18 protein-coding genes are annotated in these 18193 nt (G+C 70.8%); 7 read left to right on the forward strand and 11 right to left on the reverse strand.

What is annotated here, in order from left to right; translation table 11 throughout:
* Positions 1 to 4: 4 nt before the first annotated feature.
* Positions 5 to 1459 (forward strand): selenocysteine-specific translation elongation factor, encoded by a 1455-nt coding sequence (locus tag AC1DYG_RS05225; RefSeq protein WP_477638873.1) that lies wholly within the window; start codon positions 5 to 7, stop codon positions 1457 to 1459.
* On the opposite strand, the gene AC1DYG_RS05230 is transcribed toward AC1DYG_RS05225, so the two are convergent.
* The 5 genes from AC1DYG_RS05230 to AC1DYG_RS05250 form a co-directional block, all read right to left on the reverse strand.
* Positions 1449 to 2849, reverse strand: coding sequence for an LGFP repeat-containing protein (locus AC1DYG_RS05230; RefSeq protein ID WP_477638824.1), 1401 nt, complete (start codon positions 2847 to 2849; stop codon positions 1449 to 1451). The two genes, AC1DYG_RS05225 and AC1DYG_RS05230, sit on opposite strands and share 11 nt — an antisense overlap.
* Complete coding sequence (locus tag AC1DYG_RS05235; protein ID WP_477638825.1) at positions 2846 to 3385, reverse strand: hypothetical protein; 540 nt, start codon at positions 3383 to 3385, stop codon at positions 2846 to 2848. Before AC1DYG_RS05235 ends, AC1DYG_RS05230 begins: the two co-directional genes overlap by 4 nt.
* Before the next feature lie 20 nt (positions 3386 to 3405).
* The gene (locus AC1DYG_RS05240) at positions 3406 to 4005 is read right to left on the reverse strand and encodes a hypothetical protein (protein ID WP_477638826.1); all 600 of its coding nucleotides are present in this window, start codon (positions 4003 to 4005) and stop codon (positions 3406 to 3408) included.
* 91 nt (positions 4006 to 4096) lie between these two features.
* Positions 4097 to 4978 (reverse strand): hypothetical protein, encoded by an 882-nt coding sequence (locus AC1DYG_RS05245; protein WP_477638827.1) that lies wholly within the window; start codon positions 4976 to 4978, stop codon positions 4097 to 4099.
* 17 nt (positions 4979 to 4995) lie between these two features.
* Positions 4996 to 6375 (reverse strand): MauE/DoxX family redox-associated membrane protein, encoded by a 1380-nt coding sequence (locus AC1DYG_RS05250; protein WP_477638828.1) that lies wholly within the window; start codon positions 6373 to 6375, stop codon positions 4996 to 4998.
* Positions 6376 to 6561: 186 nt separating this feature from the next.
* Between AC1DYG_RS05250 and AC1DYG_RS05255 the strand changes: the two genes are divergently transcribed.
* On the forward strand, positions 6562 to 7080 hold the full coding sequence (locus AC1DYG_RS05255) for a peptidylprolyl isomerase (RefSeq protein WP_457254409.1): 519 nt from the start codon (positions 6562 to 6564) through the stop codon (positions 7078 to 7080).
* Positions 7081 to 7118: 38 nt separating this feature from the next.
* Positions 7119 to 8000, forward strand: coding sequence for a rhomboid family intramembrane serine protease (locus AC1DYG_RS05260; protein WP_477638829.1), 882 nt, complete (start codon positions 7119 to 7121; stop codon positions 7998 to 8000).
* Between the two features lie 202 nt (positions 8001 to 8202).
* On the opposite strand, the gene AC1DYG_RS05265 is transcribed toward AC1DYG_RS05260, so the two are convergent.
* Positions 8203 to 8451 carry a cell division protein CrgA gene (locus AC1DYG_RS05265; RefSeq protein WP_477617790.1) on the reverse strand — a complete coding sequence of 83 codons (249 nt, stop codon included), beginning with the start codon at positions 8449 to 8451 and terminating at the stop codon, positions 8203 to 8205.
* Positions 8452 to 8515: 64 nt separating this feature from the next.
* Here AC1DYG_RS05265 and AC1DYG_RS05270 point away from each other — a divergent pair, with 64 nt between their 5' ends.
* From AC1DYG_RS05270 to AC1DYG_RS05285, 4 genes are read left to right on the forward strand one after another with little or no spacing between them, the layout of a single operon-like run.
* The gene (locus tag AC1DYG_RS05270) at positions 8516 to 9268 is read left to right on the forward strand and encodes a DUF881 domain-containing protein (RefSeq protein WP_477638830.1); all 753 of its coding nucleotides are present in this window, start codon (positions 8516 to 8518) and stop codon (positions 9266 to 9268) included.
* Positions 9265 to 9948, forward strand: a complete 684-nt coding sequence (locus AC1DYG_RS05275; protein WP_477638831.1) for a class E sortase — start codon at positions 9265 to 9267, stop codon at positions 9946 to 9948. The genes AC1DYG_RS05270 and AC1DYG_RS05275 overlap by 4 nt, the downstream gene beginning before the upstream one ends.
* A 3-nt stretch (positions 9949 to 9951) precedes the next feature.
* Entirely contained in the window at positions 9952 to 10185 is a 234-nt protein-coding gene (locus AC1DYG_RS05280) for a hypothetical protein (protein WP_477638832.1), read from the forward strand.
* A 13-nt stretch (positions 10186 to 10198) separates the two neighbouring features.
* On the forward strand, positions 10199 to 10855 hold the full coding sequence (locus AC1DYG_RS05285) for an aminodeoxychorismate/anthranilate synthase component II (RefSeq protein ID WP_477638833.1): 657 nt from the start codon (positions 10199 to 10201) through the stop codon (positions 10853 to 10855).
* A 40-nt stretch (positions 10856 to 10895) separates the two neighbouring features.
* Here the strand turns inward: AC1DYG_RS05285 and pknB are convergent, their stop codons facing one another.
* Genes pknB through AC1DYG_RS05310 form a run of 5 tightly spaced genes read right to left on the reverse strand, consistent with a single transcriptional unit; the run spans position 10896 to position 18184 of the window.
* Positions 10896 to 12743, reverse strand: a complete 1848-nt coding sequence (gene pknB, locus AC1DYG_RS05290) for a Stk1 family PASTA domain-containing Ser/Thr kinase (RefSeq protein WP_477638834.1) — start codon at positions 12741 to 12743, stop codon at positions 10896 to 10898.
* Positions 12740 to 13999: a serine/threonine-protein kinase gene (locus AC1DYG_RS05295; protein ID WP_477638835.1), complete on the reverse strand. Its 1260-nt coding sequence runs from the start codon at positions 13997 to 13999 to the stop codon at positions 12740 to 12742. The genes pknB and AC1DYG_RS05295 overlap by 4 nt, the downstream gene beginning before the upstream one ends.
* The gene (locus AC1DYG_RS05300; RefSeq protein ID WP_477638836.1) at positions 13996 to 15453 is read right to left on the reverse strand and encodes a peptidoglycan D,D-transpeptidase FtsI family protein; all 1458 of its coding nucleotides are present in this window, start codon (positions 15451 to 15453) and stop codon (positions 13996 to 13998) included. The genes AC1DYG_RS05295 and AC1DYG_RS05300 overlap by 4 nt, the downstream gene beginning before the upstream one ends.
* The gene (locus tag AC1DYG_RS05305) at positions 15450 to 16826 is read right to left on the reverse strand and encodes an FtsW/RodA/SpoVE family cell cycle protein (protein WP_477638837.1); all 1377 of its coding nucleotides are present in this window, start codon (positions 16824 to 16826) and stop codon (positions 15450 to 15452) included. Before AC1DYG_RS05305 ends, AC1DYG_RS05300 begins: the two co-directional genes overlap by 4 nt.
* On the reverse strand, positions 16823 to 18184 hold the full coding sequence (locus AC1DYG_RS05310; protein ID WP_477638838.1) for a PP2C family protein-serine/threonine phosphatase: 1362 nt from the start codon (positions 18182 to 18184) through the stop codon (positions 16823 to 16825). Before AC1DYG_RS05310 ends, AC1DYG_RS05305 begins: the two co-directional genes overlap by 4 nt.
* Positions 18185 to 18193: the final 9 nt, after the last annotated feature.

Genomic DNA, 18193 nt, shown 5'->3' on the forward strand with positions numbered 1-18193 from the left:
GCTGATGGCCGTCGTCGCGACGGCAGGTCACGTCGACCACGGGAAGTCGACCCTGGTCCGCCTGCTCACCGGTCAGGAACCGGACCGCTGGGCTGAGGAACGCCGACGGGGCCTGACGATCGACCTCGGCTATGCCTGGACCGAGATCGACGGGCGCCGGGTCAGCCTCGTCGACGTGCCGGGTCACGAGCACTTCACGGGCAACATGCTCGCTGGCCTCGGGCCGGTCAGGGCGGTGATGTTCGTCGTGGCGGCCGACGACGGGTGGTGCCCACAGTCGCAGGAGCACGCCCGGGCCATCGCGGCGCTCGGCATCGACCAGGTCCTGCTCGTCGTGACCCGGTGTGACGTGGCACCCGGCGAGGCAGCCGCCCGCGAGGCGGTCACGCGTTTCGCCTCCTTGGGCATCCCGGTGCCGGAGACCATGCTCGTGTCCGGACTGACCGGCGAGGGCCTGACTGACCTGCGAGCTGCCCTGGGCCGCCTGGCCGCGGCTTCGGCTGTGGGACGACCCGACGCCGGGGCGCCCGTCCGGCTGTGGGTGGACCGGTCGTTCACGATCCGGGGCGCCGGCACAGTGGTGACCGGCACGCTCGAGGCCGGGACGATCCGGGTCGGGGACGTCCTCGTCCTGCGCGATCGACAGGTCACCGCGCGGGGCCTGCAGTCGTGCGGCGAGCAGGTGGAGGCGGTGAGTGGCCCCGCTCGGGTGGCGGTCAACCTCAGGGGCGTGGCTGCCGCCGATGTCTCGCGCGGCGACGCGCTGCTGGACGGGTCATGGCACTCCCCGGCGACGGTCATCGACGTGACCGGGCTTAGCGCCGCGGCCGGGCCTGGCGCCGCGGCCGGGCCTGGCGCCGCGGCGCGGCTCCCGAGGACCCTCACCCTGCACGTGGGAACGGCGGCCCTGCCCGTCCGCACCCAACGACTGGGCGAGGGGCACATCCGGCTGCGGTTGCCCCGGCCCGTGCCGCTGGTCCCCGGCGACCGAGCGGTGCTGCGTGACCCCGGTCTGCGGGAGGTGATCGCCGGTGTCGAGGTGGTCGTGGTGGACCCACCCCTGCGCCGCGCCCGCCGCCATCCGGCAGCATCCGCCCAGCCGGGCACGCCAACGGCAGCGGACGGCATACGGGCGCTGGTGGTGTGGTTGTCGGCCCATCCGTTGCAGGCACCGTCCCGTGACCAACTCGACGCGTGGGCGCTCACCGCCCGCGACCTCGCCGCCGCGGCCGATCGTGGCGAGATCGTGCGTCTGGGTGGGATGGTCCTCGCCGGTGACGCCGTCGGGGTCGCCGAGCAGGTCGTGCGCCTGCTGCCGCAGCCGTTCGCCGTGGGCGATGCCACCCGGGCACTGGGGACGTCCCGACGGGTGGCGGTGCCCCTGTTGGAACGCCTCGACGCCGCGATGGTGACGCGACGCCTGGCCGACGGGCGTCGGGAGGTGCGGGTCAGGCGGTGATCGTGCCGCCCTCGAACGTGCAGGTCAGCCGGCTGCCACCGGCCGCCTGGGTGCGGCTCACCGGGTAGCCGTAGCTGCCGGTTGCGCCACCCGCCTCCTTCCACTCGGCGAGGACGTTCCCGTAGACCTCGTAGGCCGTCGCCCCGCTCAGCCCCCAGATCTCGCCGCCCTGGAAGGCCTGGTACGAGCCGCGGTCAGTCGTCACGGCGGCGGACGTGGGGTACTTCAGCGGTCCCACGTATCGATCCACGAGGTACCAGGCGGCGTAGATGGCCCCCGCCACCACCTGGGTATAGGTGGCCGTCGAGTCGGTGATGGCACCCTTCTGGAACCGTTGGATCCACGCGCCGCCACCGAGGTCCTGCTTGGCCGCCACGGGATAGCCGAGGACGCCCGACTCGCGGCCGGCGGCCTGCCAGGCGGGCCAGCGCGCGCCCCACACGAGCTGGGTCGTCGTCGAGGCGCTGTCCGTGATGGCGCCCTTCTCGAACAGCTGGATCCAGCCACCCCCCGTGAGTCCGGTGATCTTGTCGGAGATCGGGTAGCCCAGGTGGCCCCTGGCTCCTCCGTCCGCGATGTAGACCGAGTCCGCGAACGACGTCAGCGCCCTGGCACCGGTCTTCGAGCTCCACCAGATGCGCCCACCCTGGAACGCGACGTACTGTCCGCGGGAGTCGCCGACGGATCGCTGTGGACCGGTCGACGCCTTGAGGAAGGACCCCTGCTCACCCATGGCGTAGTACTTGGCCGTCAGCGGGCTCCACTTCGGCAGGCTCGGCGCGCTGTGCTCGCTGGTGCGGTTGTCGCTGAGGGAGGTGGTGGTGCAGCTGGCCCACTGGTAGGGCGGCCGACAGCTGACGACGCGGCAGTGCACGCCGCCGCTGCACTTGACCTGGGTGTTGCACTGGCCGTAGCGGAACGCGTTGCAGCAGATGCGTCGCTGGTCGCAGGTCGCGGACGACCCGGTGCCGCACGAACAGCTCCAGCACCTGGAGTCGCACATGTTGTCGCTGCACCCCGTCGTGCACTTCGAGCAGCTGGCGTTGCAGTCGACGATGTAGCGGTAGCCACCCCCGCACCACGATGAGTCGGCGGCCTTCCACCACCCTGCGGCGAAGCTGCCCGGCGGGCAGGTGTTGACGCCCTTGTTGATGGTCGCGCAGAAGACTGTCCAGCCGGTCCCCGCCGTGTTGCCCGGGCCGCAGATGGTGGCGTATGCCGCGACGGGAGTGAGGGCGTACTCCCTGGGTTTCGTGGCCAGGGCCGTGGCTGCCACGGTGGCGCCGACGAGCACGTCGCGGCGTGACACCGGACGCAGCCGCCGGGCCAGGTTTCCCACGAAGCCGGCCATCCCGCCGGGGCCGGCGTTGAGGTCGTCCAGGGTGCTCATGGTCGTCCTCCTTGTCGGGTGAGGGTGGCCCGGTCGGTGATCCGGATCGTGGCGACCAGGGCAGCGGCGCGTGGCACCGAGGCCATCCGTCGGGCGTGGGAACCCACCACGGTGAACAGGCAGAAGGCCCGCCCGCCGGAGCTGAAGAAGTGCTGCGAGGCGCTCAGCCCCGGCAGGGGTCGCTGGAGCCGGTTGGGACCGAACTGGGAGGGCGCGAGGCGCGGCAGGCCCTGGTTCTCGAACAGCCCCTGGTCAGCGACCTCGGCGCCGTAGTCGACCAGCGCCACGAAGACGTCGTCGGGACCCAGCAGGTCGACGACGTTGCTGCCGAAGTCGCCGCGGTCGGCGGGCATCGGCCGGGTGCACGCGTGCAGGACCGCTCGAGTCACGTCCGCCTGAGGGGCCTGCGGCGTGGCGGGCGCGGCGCTGCGGGCGCCCACCTGAGCAGGTGGGGCCGGTTCGGCGCCGGGCCTTCGGGTCACGGACACCTGCCAGCCCTGGGGCGCATCGGCCCGCAAACCGTAGTTGTCAGCCACTGCTCTCAACTCCACTGCCCTCAACTCGCCAATGCGGCGGCGGCCAGCAGGATCGCGGCCGCTCCTCCCAGAGCCACCTTAGCGACGACTGCTGCCGGATTTGTCCATTGCTCGACGCGGATGAAGACCCGGTGCAGGTCCTCGCGGTCCTCGACGCGCGACATGAGCAGCGAGGGCAGCGCTCTGACCATCCCGAAGGTCGCCCCCACCGCCAGCCCCGCACCGAGGTGACCGGTGAGGGCGGCCAGCAGCACCACGGCATACGTGGTCGCGCTGGTGATGATGGTGACCAGACCGAAACCGAGCTGCGCGCCGAACCCCAGGCCGTAGACCCAGCCGCGGTAGCGCGTCAGCCAGGCCACGTCGACCTGCCGTCGCCAGGACGGCAAGGACTGGGCGCCGCGCACGTCGAACGCCAGCCCGACCAGCAGCAGGACCGCGGCCACCGCCAGGGTCCAGCCCGAGGTGCGCACCGCGTCGGGCAGCGCCGAGCCGAGGGCCGCGGCGAGGCCGCCCATCGCGAGTCCCCCGGCCAACGACCCGAGGAGGTATGCCGTGGTGGTCAGCCACCAGCGGGAGTGACGGGCCCGCTCGCCGAGCGGGCTGATGCTCGAGAGCATCGACTCGCCTCAAGGGGACCAGGTCGCCCGGACCGCGGCGACCGCAGCCATCGGGAGACCCAGGGCCAGGGCGAGCACCGTCACGGACATCTCAGTGGTGGTGCTGGTGGTCGTGACCCGAGTGGTCGTGCTGGTGGTCATGGTCGGCGGCGGGTGCTGGCTGGGCGTCCGGCGAACGGTGCAGGCTCGGATCGCCCGGACCGATGCCGGCGGCCAGCAGCTCGGCGTCCATCCGGGGCAGACTGTCGCGCTCGCCCCGTCCGACGTCATTGCCGACATCACTGCCGACATGGGCCCCGACGAGCAGTCCGGGACCGGTGCGGCCGGCCGCCGCGCGCGCCTCGGCGTTGTCGGCGACACCCTGGGCCATCAGGTCGCGGACCTGCGCCCACGTGGTCGCCGAACCCTCACCGGTCACCACTCCGCCCTCGACGTAGACGAAGTACGGCGACCCGGGGATGTCGTAGTCGACCCACGCACCCGAGGACTGGATGACGTCGCGGTCCCCGGCCAGGGTGCGCAGGCTCGAGATCGACTCCTCGGCCGATCCCTTGGCGATGACCCGCAGGTCGCCGTCGCCGGGAACGTCGACCGAGCCCTGGAACTCGTCCCAGAACGTCTGGCACACGCTGCACCCGCTGGTGAGGAAGGCCAGCAACGTCCGCGAACCGGCGGTGGTGACGGTGACGCGCTGCTCCACCCGGTCCAGGTCGGTGCCGATGATGTCGTGGGCCGTCGCGGAGTCCTTGCGGGTCGCCTGCACGACACCCGTCTCGAGCTCGACCGGCACGGGGCCCGGCTTGCCCCCGGTGGTGGCGGTGGTGACGCCGGTGCCGGCTTCGCGCTCCAGCTCGAGCCCCGCGCCGAGCTCGTGCAGCGCCTTGAGGATGAGGGCGTGGCTGCGCAGCAGCCCGAGGACGAGCACGCCGAGCAGCACGATGGCCACGGCTTCGGCGATGACGACGGCGAGCATCAGGGCAGTTCTCCTGGTCAGACGTGGGAGTTCGGGAGTTCGCGAGGCACGGTGCTGCGGATGGCGGCGGGTGACGTGGTCGGCAGGACGGCCATCACCTGCCAGGCCAGGAAGCCGATCACGATCGCGAGCCCGAGGGTCGTGAGACCGGCCGCGTCCACCGCCGACCAGGCACCCGCCGGAGGGTCGAGGGCGACCCCCAGGGCGGTGAGGGTCGCGAGGCCGGTCAACGCGGCGTGGGTGCGTGTCGCCGGGGTGTCGGGCTTGCCGAAACACCCGCACGACCCGAGCACCCCACCGCGCGTGAGCACCCGGGCGACGAACGCCGTGAAGACGAGGTATGCCGCGGCCACCAGGGCGGCGCTGACCCGTCCGGGCGCGATCAGCGCCCAGCCGCCGACGGCGATCTCGACGACCGCCAAGGCGCGGACCAGGTGGCGACCGGCCGGCATACCTGCTGCGCGCAGCGCTCGCACGAGGGGCAGCGGATCACGGACCTTGGGGACCCCGGCCAGCATGAGGAGCCCCGCCGCAGCGAGGAACGGTCCCGCAACCCAGTTCCACATCCGCGCCCACGTTACCGTCCGCGTCCGCCCACCCCCCAACGCAAAACGGCGGTTGCGTCGCGAAACGGGGGTTGCAACTGCCGCCTTGCTGGTGACCTTGTCCTTGGCGTCGGACGCAGCTTCGGTGGCCTTGTCCTTGGCTTCGGTGGCCTTGTCCTTGACGGTCTCGGCGGCGCTGCTGGCCTTGTCCTTGGCGGCGTCGGTCAGGCTGGCGACCTTGCTGGTCGTGCTCACGCTGGAGTCGCGGCCAGCCGTCGGCGCGGTGTAGGGATCGTCGAGCGGCGTCGCCCACGGGTCCTCGCGGGGTGCCGACTTCTTGAATGCCGCGAGGGCGGCTGCCGCTGCGGCGGCCAGGCCGAGGAACAGCAGGATCTTGCCCTTGCGCTTGCGCGGCTTGGCCACGGCGTCGCCCTTGAGGACCGAGTAGGCGTCCGAGGACCGGTCAGCCGTGTCGGTGGCGGCCGACTTGGCTGCGGCGGAGGCAGCGGCCACGGCCGCGATCGCCTCGGCGACCTTGGGCAGCAACGTGTCGACGATGGTGTCGCGCGCGGTGTCGACCTTGGGGGCCAGCCCCTCGACGGCACCCTGCAGCTTGGGCGCGGCCACCTCGATGCCGTGGTCGACGCGGGGCTTGGCCCAGTCGCGGGCTGCCTCGATGCCGTGCTCGACGTGCGGCTTGCCCCAGTCCTTGGCCTGGACGGCCCGCTCCTTGGCGACCTCCGCGGCCGGAGCCACGCGGTCCTTGAGTGACGAGGCGTAGTCGGCCGCGCTCTGCGCGGAGCTGCTGACAGCCTCGCTGGCCTGCTCAGTCTTGGTCTTGGTGCGGAACACCGTGCCTCCTGTGACTTGGCGTGTGATGGACTCCGAACGGTCGGCGTGCCAGTGCCGCTGGGGGCCCTGCGTGACGGCCGGACGGACGACTTCTCCCGACCCATCCTGCCTTGTTTCCGCTGGTGAGCAAGCCCGCGGGGGTACTGAAGGCCATCTCACCGGACCCCGCATGGAAGGATGGCCGACATGGACGTCACCCTCAAGACCAACCACGGCGACATCAACGTCACGCTGTTCCCCGACCACGCCCCGAAGACCGTCAAGAACTTCGTGGGACTGGCCAAGGGCGAGCAGGAGTACCGCGACGACGCCGGCCGATCCAACCCCACGCCGTTCTTCGACGGCCTGGTGTTCCACCGCATCATCCCCGGCTTCATGATCCAGGGCGGGTGCCCGCTCGGGCAGGGCTTCGGCGGCCCGGGCTACACCTTCGACGACGAGATCAGCCCCGACAAGGACTTCACCAAGCCCTACATGCTCGCCATGGCCAACGCCGGCAAGCGGATGGGCAAGGGCACCAACGGGTCGCAGTTCTTCATCACCGTCGGCAATGCCGCGTGGCTGCAGGGCAAGCACACCATCTTCGGTGAGGTGGCCGACGGTCCGAGCCGTGAGGTCGTCGACAAGATCGCGGCCGTTCGCACCGGKGCGAACGACAAGCCGGTCGAGGACGTTGTCATCGAGTCGGTCGTCGTCAACGACTGACGTCGACCGCACCACCCCTCGAAGGCGAAGGTCCGCGCATGAGTGAGCCCACGGCATACCCGCAACAGCAGACGACACCAGTCTGCCCGCGGCACCCCGACCGGGTCTCCTACGTGCGCTGCCAACGCTGCGCGCGACCGGTCTGCCCGGAGTGCCAGCGACCGGCCGCCGTCGGTGTGCAGTGCATCGACTGCGTGAAGCAGCAGGCCAAGACGGTCCGCACCACGCGGACCGTCTTTGGCGGCAACGTGAATGACACCCCCGTCGTGTCCTACACGATCATCGCGATCTGCGTACTGGTCTTCGTGCTGCAGACCGCCCGGCCGGGGCTGAGCCGCGACATCTCCTTCGTGCCCTACCTCGGCGCGCACGAGCCTTGGCGCTTCCTCACCTCGGCCTTCGCCCACGCGACGATCACGCACATCCTGTTCAACATGCTGGCGCTGTGGATGGTGGGGGCGCAGTACCTCGAGCGGCTGCTCGGCGGAGCGCGCTATGCCGCGGTCTACCTCGTCAGCGCCATCGGCGGGTCGTCCTGCTACCTGCTGCTGTCCCCGGCGGTGCCCTTCGACGGCTTCGACCGCAGCTCGTGGTACGTCGGCGCCGTCGGGGCGTCGGGGGCGGTGTTCGGCCTGTTCGGCGCGCTCCTGGTGCTCAACCGGCACCTGGGTCGGTCCTCGGCCGGCATGTACGCCACGATCGGCATCAACGCCGTGATCGGCTTCGTCGTCCCGAACGTCGCCTGGCAGGCCCACCTGGGCGGTCTGGTCACCGGCGCCGCCGTGGCCGGCGTGATCGCGGCGACGTCCTCACGCGAACGCCGCCGCTGGCAGTGGCCGGGTGTGGCCCTGGTGCTGCTCCTCGTGGTGGCCGTCGCGGTCGCGAAGTATGCCGCGGCGCCGGCCTCGCTCCTCGGCTGAGCTGACGCGGAGCTATCTCATGCAAAAGGCGAGTTAGCGCCGCCTGTACCCGGCGCCAACTCGCCTTTTGCATGGGATAGCGACGGGCGGGACCCGGGTGGATTACACGCCTGTCATTTGTCCCCAGCTGTGCACAAACCTGTGGATAACTCCGCGTCGGGCGGGGAGGAAGGGGCTTGGCCTCGTCAGAGGGCGGTGGGGATCAGCGCCAGCGGGTCGTCATCGCGAACCCCGAGAGCATCAGGCCGAAGCCGATGCCGAGGTTCCAGCGACCGAGCGACTCCACCGGGAAGCGCTGGCTGGTGATGTAGAAGACGACGATCCACAGGAGGCCGACGACCATGAGCGTCAGCATCACCGGCACGAACCAGGGCGGGTTGCCGACCTTGGCCTTGGCGGGCTTGCTCGGCGGGGTGTAAGCGCGCTTGGCGCGACCCTTGGACTCAGGCACGGAACACTCCTCGAAACTCGGACGGCAGCGTCAACCGTCGCGACGTGTGGCATAGCGTAGTGCCATGGCGGACCAGCGGCTGACGTGGCTGACGCGTCGCCCCACGCTCTGGTCGGCCGTCGTTCCGCTGGTGGCACTGGTCGCAGGACTGCTCTTCGCCCTGAGTGCGGCCACCGCCCGAGGCACCGACCTGCGCTCCTCGAGCGGCGACCTGCCGGGCCTGATCCGCAACCAGACCCGCGAGAACACCGTACTCGCTGGCCGGCTCGCGCAGCTGCGCGCCGAGGTGGACCGCCTCTCGGCCCAGCAGGCCCCCGGTGACCTGCGCGTCACCCAGCTGACCACCGAGGCCGACAAGCTGACGCTGTCCGCCGGCACCCAGGCCGTGGCCGGTCCCACCGTGCAGGTGTCGCTCACCGATGCCAAGAACGTCCCCTCGGTGCTGCCCGACGGCATCTCCGTCGACGACTACGTCGTGCACCAGCAGGACGTCCAGGCCGTCGTCAACGCGCTCTGGGAGGGCGGAGCCGAGGCGATGATGCTGATGGACCAGCGCATCATCTCCACCAGCGCCGTCCGTTGCGTCGGCAACACCCTCATCCTCCAGGGGCGGGTCTACTCCCCTCCCTACGTCATCTCAGCCATGGGTAACCAGTCCAACCTCAAGAGAGCGCTGGAACGCAGCCCGTCGGTGTCGATCTACCGACAGTGGGTGGGCGAGGTCGGCGTCGGATACGACGTGAGGACGAGCGTGCAGCAGACCTTCCCCGCCTATGCCGGTTCGATCAACCTGCAGCGCGCGCGGGCTGGCCGATGAGGGTCGCCCGCTGGGTCCTGGGCATCGCCGGTGACCTGATGGTCACGGCCGGTCTGCTGCTGCTCCTCTTCGTCGGCTGGCAGCTGTGGTGGACCGATGTCACCGCCAACCGCACCCAGGACGCGACCGTCTCGACGCTGACCCGCGACTTCGCGGCCGCGGCGCCGACCGTCCCCGGCGAGCAGCCGAAGGCTGTCCCGTTCGGTGCGGCCTTCGCGATCGTGCGGATCCCGCGCCTCGGTGCGCACTACGCACGCCCCCTCCTCGAGGGCACCAGCCGCGACATCCTCCAGGACGGCATCGGCCACTACGACGGGACCGCGCTTCCCGGGGCGGTCGGCAACGTCGCGATCGCCGGGCACCGCACGACCTACGGGCGGCCTTTCCACGACATCGACACGCTGCGCACCGGTGACCTGGTCGTGGTCGAGACCAAAGCGGCCTACAGCGTGTATGCCGTGAAGCGTCACGAGATCGTGGCGCCCAGCGACGTGAAGGTGATCGCCCCGGTCCCTGACAAACCCGGTGCGAAGCCCACCGAGCGCTGGCTGACGATGACCGCCTGCCACCCCAAGTACAGCGCGGCCCAGCGCTACGTCGTGTTCGCCCAGCTGGTGAAGACCTACCCCCACGCCGAGGGCCTGCCTGCCGGCACCCTCGCCGCCCCGAAGGGAGCCTGATCGATGGTGTATGCCGCGATCTGGCGAGCGCTTCCCGGTCCCCTCGCGGTGCGGGTGCTGCTCGCCGCGGTGCTGGTGCTCCTCGTGGTGGCCTTCTGCTTCCTGTGGCTGTTCCCGCGCATCGCCCCCCTGATGCCGTTCAACGACAACACCGTGGACCACACCGCGCCACGTGCCCCCACTCACGTGGTCCGGGCCGACGACAGAGCAGTACGCATGACAGGGCAGTACCGATGACAGAGGAGGACCGATGACCCGCATCCTCGTCGTCGACAACTACGACAGCTTCGTCTTCACCATCGTCGGCTACCTCCAGCAGCTCGGCGCCGAGTGCGACGTCGTGCGCAACGACGCCGTGGGTCCCGCCGACGGCGCGGAGTTCGACGGGGTGCTGGTCTCACCCGGACCCGGGACCCCCGAGGAGGCCGGCGTCTCGATGGCCATGATCGAGGCCTGCGCCGAGCGCGCCCAGCCGATGCTCGGCGTGTGCCTCGGCCACCAGGCCCTCGGAGTCGTGACCGGGGCTACGGTCGGCCGCGCGCCCGAGCTGTTGCACGGCAAGACCTCCCGGGTGCTGCACGACGACACCGGCGTGCTCGAGGGGCTGCCGTCGCCGTTCACCGCGACGCGCTACCACTCCCTCACGATCGACCCCGCGACCTTGCCCGAGACCCTGGTCGCCAACGGGCACACCGAGTCCGGCATCATCATGGCCGCGCGGCACCGCGACCTGCCCCTGCACGGCGTGCAGTTCCACCCCGAGAGCGTGCTCACCGAGGGCGGGCACCGGATCCTCGCCAACTGGCTGGTCCTCTGCGGCCTCACTGACGCGGTCGCCCGCTCCGCAGGTCTGAGTCCACTGGTCCGCGACGCCGAGGGCGTGGCGCGGGCTGTCGCTGCCGGCTGACGCACCGCGTCGCCAGGACCGCGTCGCCAGGACCGCGTCGCTAGGGCAGGGTCGTCGTCGTGCCCGTGGGCAACGTGGGGACCACCGTGGTCGTCGCCGTCGTGGGTGGGGTCGTGGGCGTCTGCACTGGCGGTGGTGGCTGCGCGATGGTCAACGTGATGGTCGAGCCGTCGTTGACCTTCGTCTTCGCCTTGATGCTCTGCTTGAGCACGGTGTTCTCCGGCTCGGTGCTGTCGACGTAGGTCGTCTTGACGCTCAGCCCGAGCTCGCCGAGCATGTCGGCCGCCTCGTTGCGGGTCTTGCCCACGACATCGGGGACCGTCACCTTGCCGGACGACACGTTCAGGTCGACGGCCGAGCCGACCGCCACCGCCTCGCCGGCTGCCGGTGAGGTCGTCGAGACCTTGCCCTTGTCGAGCCCGGTGTCGTCGACCTCCTTGATGGTGCCCACCTTGAGGTTGAGGTCGGCGAGCTGGGCGGCGGCCTCATCCTTGCTGAAGCCCTTGAGGTCGGGCAGGTCCACCGTGTTCGGCCCGATCGAGACGCTGATGCCCACCTTGCTGCCGCTCGTGACCATCTCACTGGCGCTCGGATTCTGGTCGACGACGGTGCCGACCTCCTTGGTGCTGTTGACGTCGGTGGGCTCGGGCACCAGGCCCAGGGCGCGGAGCTTGGCCTCGGCCGTGGCGACGGGCAGGTCGATCACCGAGGGGACGGCGACCTTCGCCTGGTTCTGCCCGGGTCGGTCGAGCAGGGCCTTCCCGGCCACGCCGATCACGGTCAGGGCACCGAGCACGGCGAGGACGAGCAGGAAGTAGGCCAGGCCGCGCCGCTTGCGTGGCTCGTCGTCGGGGTCGTGCCCGATGGCGGGGAGGGTCGCCGTGTTGGACCCCACCGGTGCCGGCGCGGCATAGGTCCCTCCGGACGGGAGCACGGTGGTGGCTGCGGCCGCGCCGGCTGGTGCGAGGGCAACGGTCGCGTCGGCGGCGCTGGCGGCGGCGCCGGCAGTGCCACGGGCGGCCGCGCTGATCGGGCGGCCCAGGCGCGCCGCCTGCAGGTCGGCACGGAAGGCGGTGGCGTCCTGGTAACGGGACTCGCGATCCTTGGCCAAGGCGTGCAGGACCACGGCGTCGAGCGCGTGGTCGATGCCGGGGGTGAGGGTCGACGGACGCGGCGGGGGCTGCCCGACGTGTTGGTAGGCGATGGCCACCGGGGAGTCGGCCTGGAACGGCGGCCGCCCGGTAAGGAGCTCGAAGAGCAGGCAGCCGGTGGAGTAGAGGTCCGACCGGGCGTCGACGTGGTGACCCTGTGCCTGCTCCGGGGAGAGGTACTGGGCCGTGCCGATGACGGCCTGGGTCTGGGTCATCGTCGCGTTGGCGTCGGCGACAGCGCGGGCGATGCCGAAGTCCATGACCTTGATCTGGCCCTGTGGGCCGATCATGACGTTGGCCGGCTTGATGTCGCGGTGCACGATGCCCATGCGGTGGCTGTAGGCGAGGGCGTCGAGGACACCCTCGGTGATCCGCGCTGCCTCGGCCGGTGCGAGCGGTGAGCTGTCGTTGAGCAGCTCGCGCAGGGTCTGTCCCTCGACGTGCTCCATGACGATGAAGGGCACGGGCACGCTGGCGCCTCCGGTCTCGGTGGCGTAGTCCTCGCCCGAGTCGTAGACGGCGACGATCGACGCGTGGTTGAGGCCGGCGGCGGACTGCGCCTCCCGGCGGAACCGGGCGAGGAACGCGGGGTCCCGCGCCAGGTCGGAGCGCAACATCTTGATCGCCACGGGTCGCGACAGACGGGTGTCGTGACCCAGGTGGACCTCGGCCATGCCGCCGCGGCCGAGGAGCTCACCGACCTCGTAGCGTCCCCCGAGCAGGCGTGGTGCAGTCACTTCTTCTTTCCCCCTTTGCCCTTGCCGGTGCCCGCGTGGGCGGGCGTCTTCGGCGCGGCAGTGGTGACGGGCGCCGACGTCCGGCTCGCCGTCGTCTTTGTTGTCGTCGCAGTGGTTGGTGAGGTGGTGGCAGTGCTGGGCGTGGTGGCACCGGGGTTGCCCGACTGCGCTCCGGCTCCTCGACCGCCCAGGGCGATGGCCACCGCGATGATGACGAGGACGACGACCGCCGCCGCGGCCGGGATCAGCCACCCCGGCCGGCGGGTGTCGTGCACCGCCGTGTCCGCGGCGTCGGGTTCCGTGGTGATGTCGGCTCCGGAGGCTGCTGACGTGGGCATGACCGAGGTCGGCAGGGTCCCCTCGGGTCCGAGGTCGGCCGGGACGCCCACGATGAAGGGTGCGACGGCCGCGGCTGCGCCGGCGACCAGGTCTTCAGGGACCTGTCCGGGTGGCAGCCTGAGCGCCTCGGCGAAGGCGGCTGCGCTCTGGGGTCGAAGGGTCGGGTCCTTGGCCAGCGCCGCCATGACCGTGGTGCGCAGTGGTTCCTCGACGTCGTCGGACAGCGGTGGGGCCGGCTGGCTGATGTGCGCCAGGGCGGTGGTCACCAGCGTGTCGCCGGAGAACGGTCGTTGGCCGGTGATCATCTCGTAGCCGACGACGGCCAGGGCATAGACGTCGCTCAGCGGGCCGGCCGCCTCCCCCTTGGCTTGCTCGGGAGCCAGGTAGTGAGGGGTGCCCAGCACCTCTCCGGTCTGCGTCAGCGGTGCCTCGTTGAGGGCGCGGGCGATGCCGAAGTCGGTGAGCTTGGCGTACCCGTTGGCATCGACGACGATGTTGGCCGGCTTGACGTCGCGGTGCACCACGTCCGCCTCGTGGGCGGCCTGCAGGGCCAGCGCCGCCTGGTAGAGGATCTCGGTGACCTCGGCCTGGGGCAGCGGGGCGCGCTCGCGGATCAGCGTCGAGAGGGGTTCACCCTGCAGCAGCTCCATGACTAGGAAGGCACTGCCGTCCTCCTCACCGAAGTCGTGGACGGTGCCGATGTTCGGGTGGCTCAGGCCGCCGCTGTGTCGCGCCTCGGCGCGGAAGCGCTCGAGGAAGCCCTCGTCCTGGGCGCTGCCGGGCAGGAGGACCTTGACGGCGACCTCGCGATCGAGCGTCTCGTCGTGGGCCCGCCACACCTCGCCCATCCCGCCGAGGGCAATGCGCTCGACGAGGCGGTAGCGGTCGGCCAGCACCTGACCGGTCTCGTGGCTCACTTGCCCAGCACCGCTTCCATGACGGCCTTGGCGATCGGTGCGGCGACCCGGCCACCGGCGGCTTCGTTGCCGGCGTTGCCGCCGTCCTCGACGACGACCGCGACAGCGACCTTGGGGTCGCTCGACGGGGCGAAACCGGTGAACCAGGCGTGGGGCGCCTTGCCTGCGGCGTGCTGCGCGGTGCCGGTCTTGCCCGCCACGTCGATGCCGCTGATCTGGGCGGCTCTGCCGGTGCCGCTCTTGACGACGGCCTCCATCATCCGGGTCAGCGCTGCCGCGGTGTCGGCCGAGACGGCCTGCGACAGCTGTTCGGGCTGCGTCTCGTCGATCACCTCGAGGTCGGAGGAGGTGACCTTCCTGACGAGGTGGGGACGCATGACGATTCCGTTGTTGGCGATCGCCGCCGAGATCATCGCGACCTGCAGTGGCGTGACGCGCACGTCGTACTGACCAATGGCTGACTGCGCGAGCTGCGGCGGGTTCAGCTCCGCCGGCACCGAGCTCGGCGTGACCGACATCGGCACCGACAGGCGGTCACCGATGCCGAACTTCGCCGCCTGGGCGCGGAAGTTGTCGGCACCCACCTGCATGCCCAGCCACCCGAACGCGGTGTTGCAGGAGATCTCGAGGGCATGCGTGAGGGTCGTCTTGTTGTTGGCCCCGCAGTTGCCCCGGAAGTCGTTGGGCAGGTCGGAGCTGGTCTGCGGCAGGTCGAGCACGGCCGGGCCGGGGATCTGGCTCTCCTCGGTGAACTTGCCGGACTCGAGCGCCGCCGCAGCGGTGACGATCTTGAACGTCGATCCCGGCGGGTAGAGGTTGCCGGCGATGGCGCGGTCCACCATCGGCTGCGTGGGGTCGGCGTTGAGCTGCTTCCAGGCCGCGACGACCTTGTCGGTGTCGTGGCTGCTCAGCACCGAGGGGTCGTATGCCGGGTGGCTGACGAGGGCGAGGATCTCACCGGTCGTGGGGTCGAGGGCGACGACAGCGCCGCGCTGGTCGCCCAGCGCCTTCTCGGCGGCGCTCTGCGCCTTGGCGTTGATGGTGAGCTCGAGGCTCGCGCCGGTCTGCTCCTTGCCGGTGAGGATGTCGGAGACGCGGCGGTAGAAGAGCTTGTCGGACGACCCGGCGAGCAGGCTGTTCTCGGCACCCTCGACCCCACCGCCCGCGCCGTAGGTGAACGAGTAGTAGCCGGTGATGTGCGAGTAGAGGTCGCCCTGCGGATAGGTGCGCAGCCACTTGAGCTCGTCCTTGGTGGCGGTGGACTTCGCGATGGGCATGCCGCCGACGAGGATCTGGCCGCGCTCGCGGGCGTAGTTGGCCAGCAGGGTGCGCCGGTTCTCCGGGCGATCCTGGAGGGCCTTGGCCTGGACGAAGGAGATGTAGGTCGACGAGAGCAGCAGCGCCGTGAACAGCAGAGCGACCACGGTCGACAACCGCCGGATGGGGGCGTTCATCGGATCGCCACCACTTCGGTCCTGGCCTCGCCGGACGGGGTCGGACCGGGCTGGACCTCCTCGACGGGTCGACGGGCGACGTCGCTGATGCGCAGCAGCAGGGCGACGAGGGTCCAGTTGGCGAGCAGGGAGGAGCCTCCGTAGGACAGGAACGGCATGGTCAGGCCGGTCAGCGGGATGACCCGGGTGACGCCGCCGACGACGACGAAGCACTGGAGGGCCACCGAGAACGCCAGCCCGGCGGCGAGCAGCTTGCCGAAACCGTCGCGTACTCCGAGCGCGGTGCGCAGCCCGCGCTCAACCAGCAGCACGTAGAGCACCAGGAGCGCGAACAGGCCGACGAGGCCGAGCTCCTCGCCGAAGCTCGGGATGATGAAGTCGGACTCGGCGAAGTAGGTGAGGTCAGGACGCCCATGACCAAGCCCCGTGCCGAGCAGACCACCGGCGGCCATGCCCATCAGGCCCTTGGCCACCTGGTCCGACTGGTCGGGCGCGAACGGGTCGAGCCACAGGTGCACGCGCTGCTGGACGTGCCCGAACACCAGGAAGGCGAGATAGGCCCCGCCGCAGAACAACGTCATGCCGATCGCGATCCACGAGGTGCGTTCCGTGGCGACGTAGAGCATGGACACGAACAGCCCGAACAGGAGCAGCGACGAGCCGAGGTCCTTCTCGAAGACGAGGACGAGCAGGCTGAGCACCCACGCGACGATGATCGGCCCCAGGTCACGGCCGCGCGGGAAGGTGAACCCGAGGACCTTGCGACCTGCGAGCGACAGCGCGTCGCGGGTCTGCACGAGGTAGCCGGCGAAGAACACGGCCAGCACGATCTTGGCGACCTCACCGGGCTGGAAGGTGAACGGCCCCAACCCGATCCAGATCCGTGACCCGTTGACGGTGCGACCGATCCCGGGGATCAGCGGCAGGATCAGCAGGCCGAAACCCACGACGGCCGCGGTGAACGTGTAGCGCCGCAGCATCCGGTGGTCGCGCAGGAACCACAGCACGACGGCGGCGATCGCCACGGCCAGCGCACTCCAGGTGAGCTGGCGCAGGGCCAGGCCCTCGCTGATGTCCCGTCCCTCGGCGATGTCGAGGCGGTGGATCATGACCAGCCCCAACCCGTTCAGCAGGGTGACGATCGGGAGCAGGAGGGGGTCGGCATACGCCGCCTTCCACCGCAGCAGCAGGTGGAAGGCGAGGGAGATGACGAGCAGACCGGCCCCGTGGGTGACCAGGCCCGGGGGGAACGCGCCGGACACGGACAGCCCGACGTTGACGTAGGCCAGGACGACGATGCTCACTGCCAGCAGGAGCAGCACCAGCTCGACGTTGCGGCGGGTCCGGGGGGCGAAGCTCGAGACGATGGTCATCTCGTCGTCGTGGTCGCAGCCGTGGCCGGCGCCGTGGTCGTGGTGGTGGACGTGGTGCTGGACGTGGTCGTAGAGGGCGACGGGGTGCTGGAGTCGTCACAGGCGCCACCGGTGGCCCGGCTCGCCGCGCACCGCAGCGCGTCGGTGCGCAGGCGGTTGAGCAGGGCCTGCGCGTCGGCCAGCGAGTCCTTGGCGATGGTCTGCTGCACCTGCTGGCGCTCGAAGTCGGGGAGGTCGGCCACGAGGACATCTGACTGGGACTCGACGTGCGACAGCTTGACCGGTCCGAGGTCCTGCGAAACCCCTTGGTAGATGGCGACATTGCCCTGGTGGGCGCCCACGAAGTACTGGTGCTGGGACCAGGCGTACGCGGCATACGCGCCACCGCCGAGGACGATGAGCACCAGACCGAGCAGGGCGAGGCGACGCAGCCACCTGGCCGGTCCGGAGGCGGGCCCCTCCTCGGCGAGGGTGACGTCCTGGCCGTCCTCGTCATCGCTGTGACCCGCGGCCTCACGCGACAGGGCAGCGGCCTTCGCGGCCGGGGTCACCGGGATCGGTCGGGTGCCGCCCCTGGTGCGGGTGGCCGCGGCCCCGACGATCTGGGGCTGGGTCGGCGGTGCGGTGACCTTGGTGAGGTCCACAACGTCGCCGATGACGATCGTGACGTTGTCGGGGGCGCCCGCCTTGAGGGCGAGGTCCACGAGACGGTCGGCCGTGGGTCCCGGGGCCTGTCCGGCGAGGACCAGCTCGGCGATCGTGTCGCCGGCGACGTAGTCGGTGAGGCCGTCGGACGCGATGAGGTAACGGTCGCCGATGCGGGCCTCACGGACGGTGACGTCGGGCTCGTCGTCGTGCTGTCCGGTGAGCACGCGGGTCACCAGGGAGCGTTGCGGGTGCCCGATGGCCTCGTCCTCGGTGATCCGTCCCTCGTCGACGAGGCTCTGGACGAACGAGTGGTCCTTCGTGATCTGGGTGAGCTTGCCCTCGCGGGCGAGGTAGGCCCTGGAGTCGCCGATGTGGGCGAGGACGAGCTTGTTGTGGGACCGCAGGATGGCGATCAGGGTGGTGCCCATGCCCTGCAGCGCTGGCTCGGCCTTGGCGATGTCGGCGAGCTGGTGGTTGGCCGCCGTGATCCGTTGCAGCAGTGCCGAACTCGCCTCGCTGCTGCCCAGGGCCTCACCATCGAGGTCGACGAGCGCACCGATCACGGTGGACGACGCGATGTCACCGCCGGCGTGGCCGCCCATGCCGTCGGCCATCGCCAGGAGGCGCGGCCCGGCATACCCGGAGTCCTGGTTCTCCGAGCGGACCATGCCGACGTCGGAGCGCGCGGCGTAGTGGAAGGCGAAGGGCATCGTCGTGGC

It is taken from the genome of Pedococcus sp. P1_H8 (genome assembly GCF_056405175.1).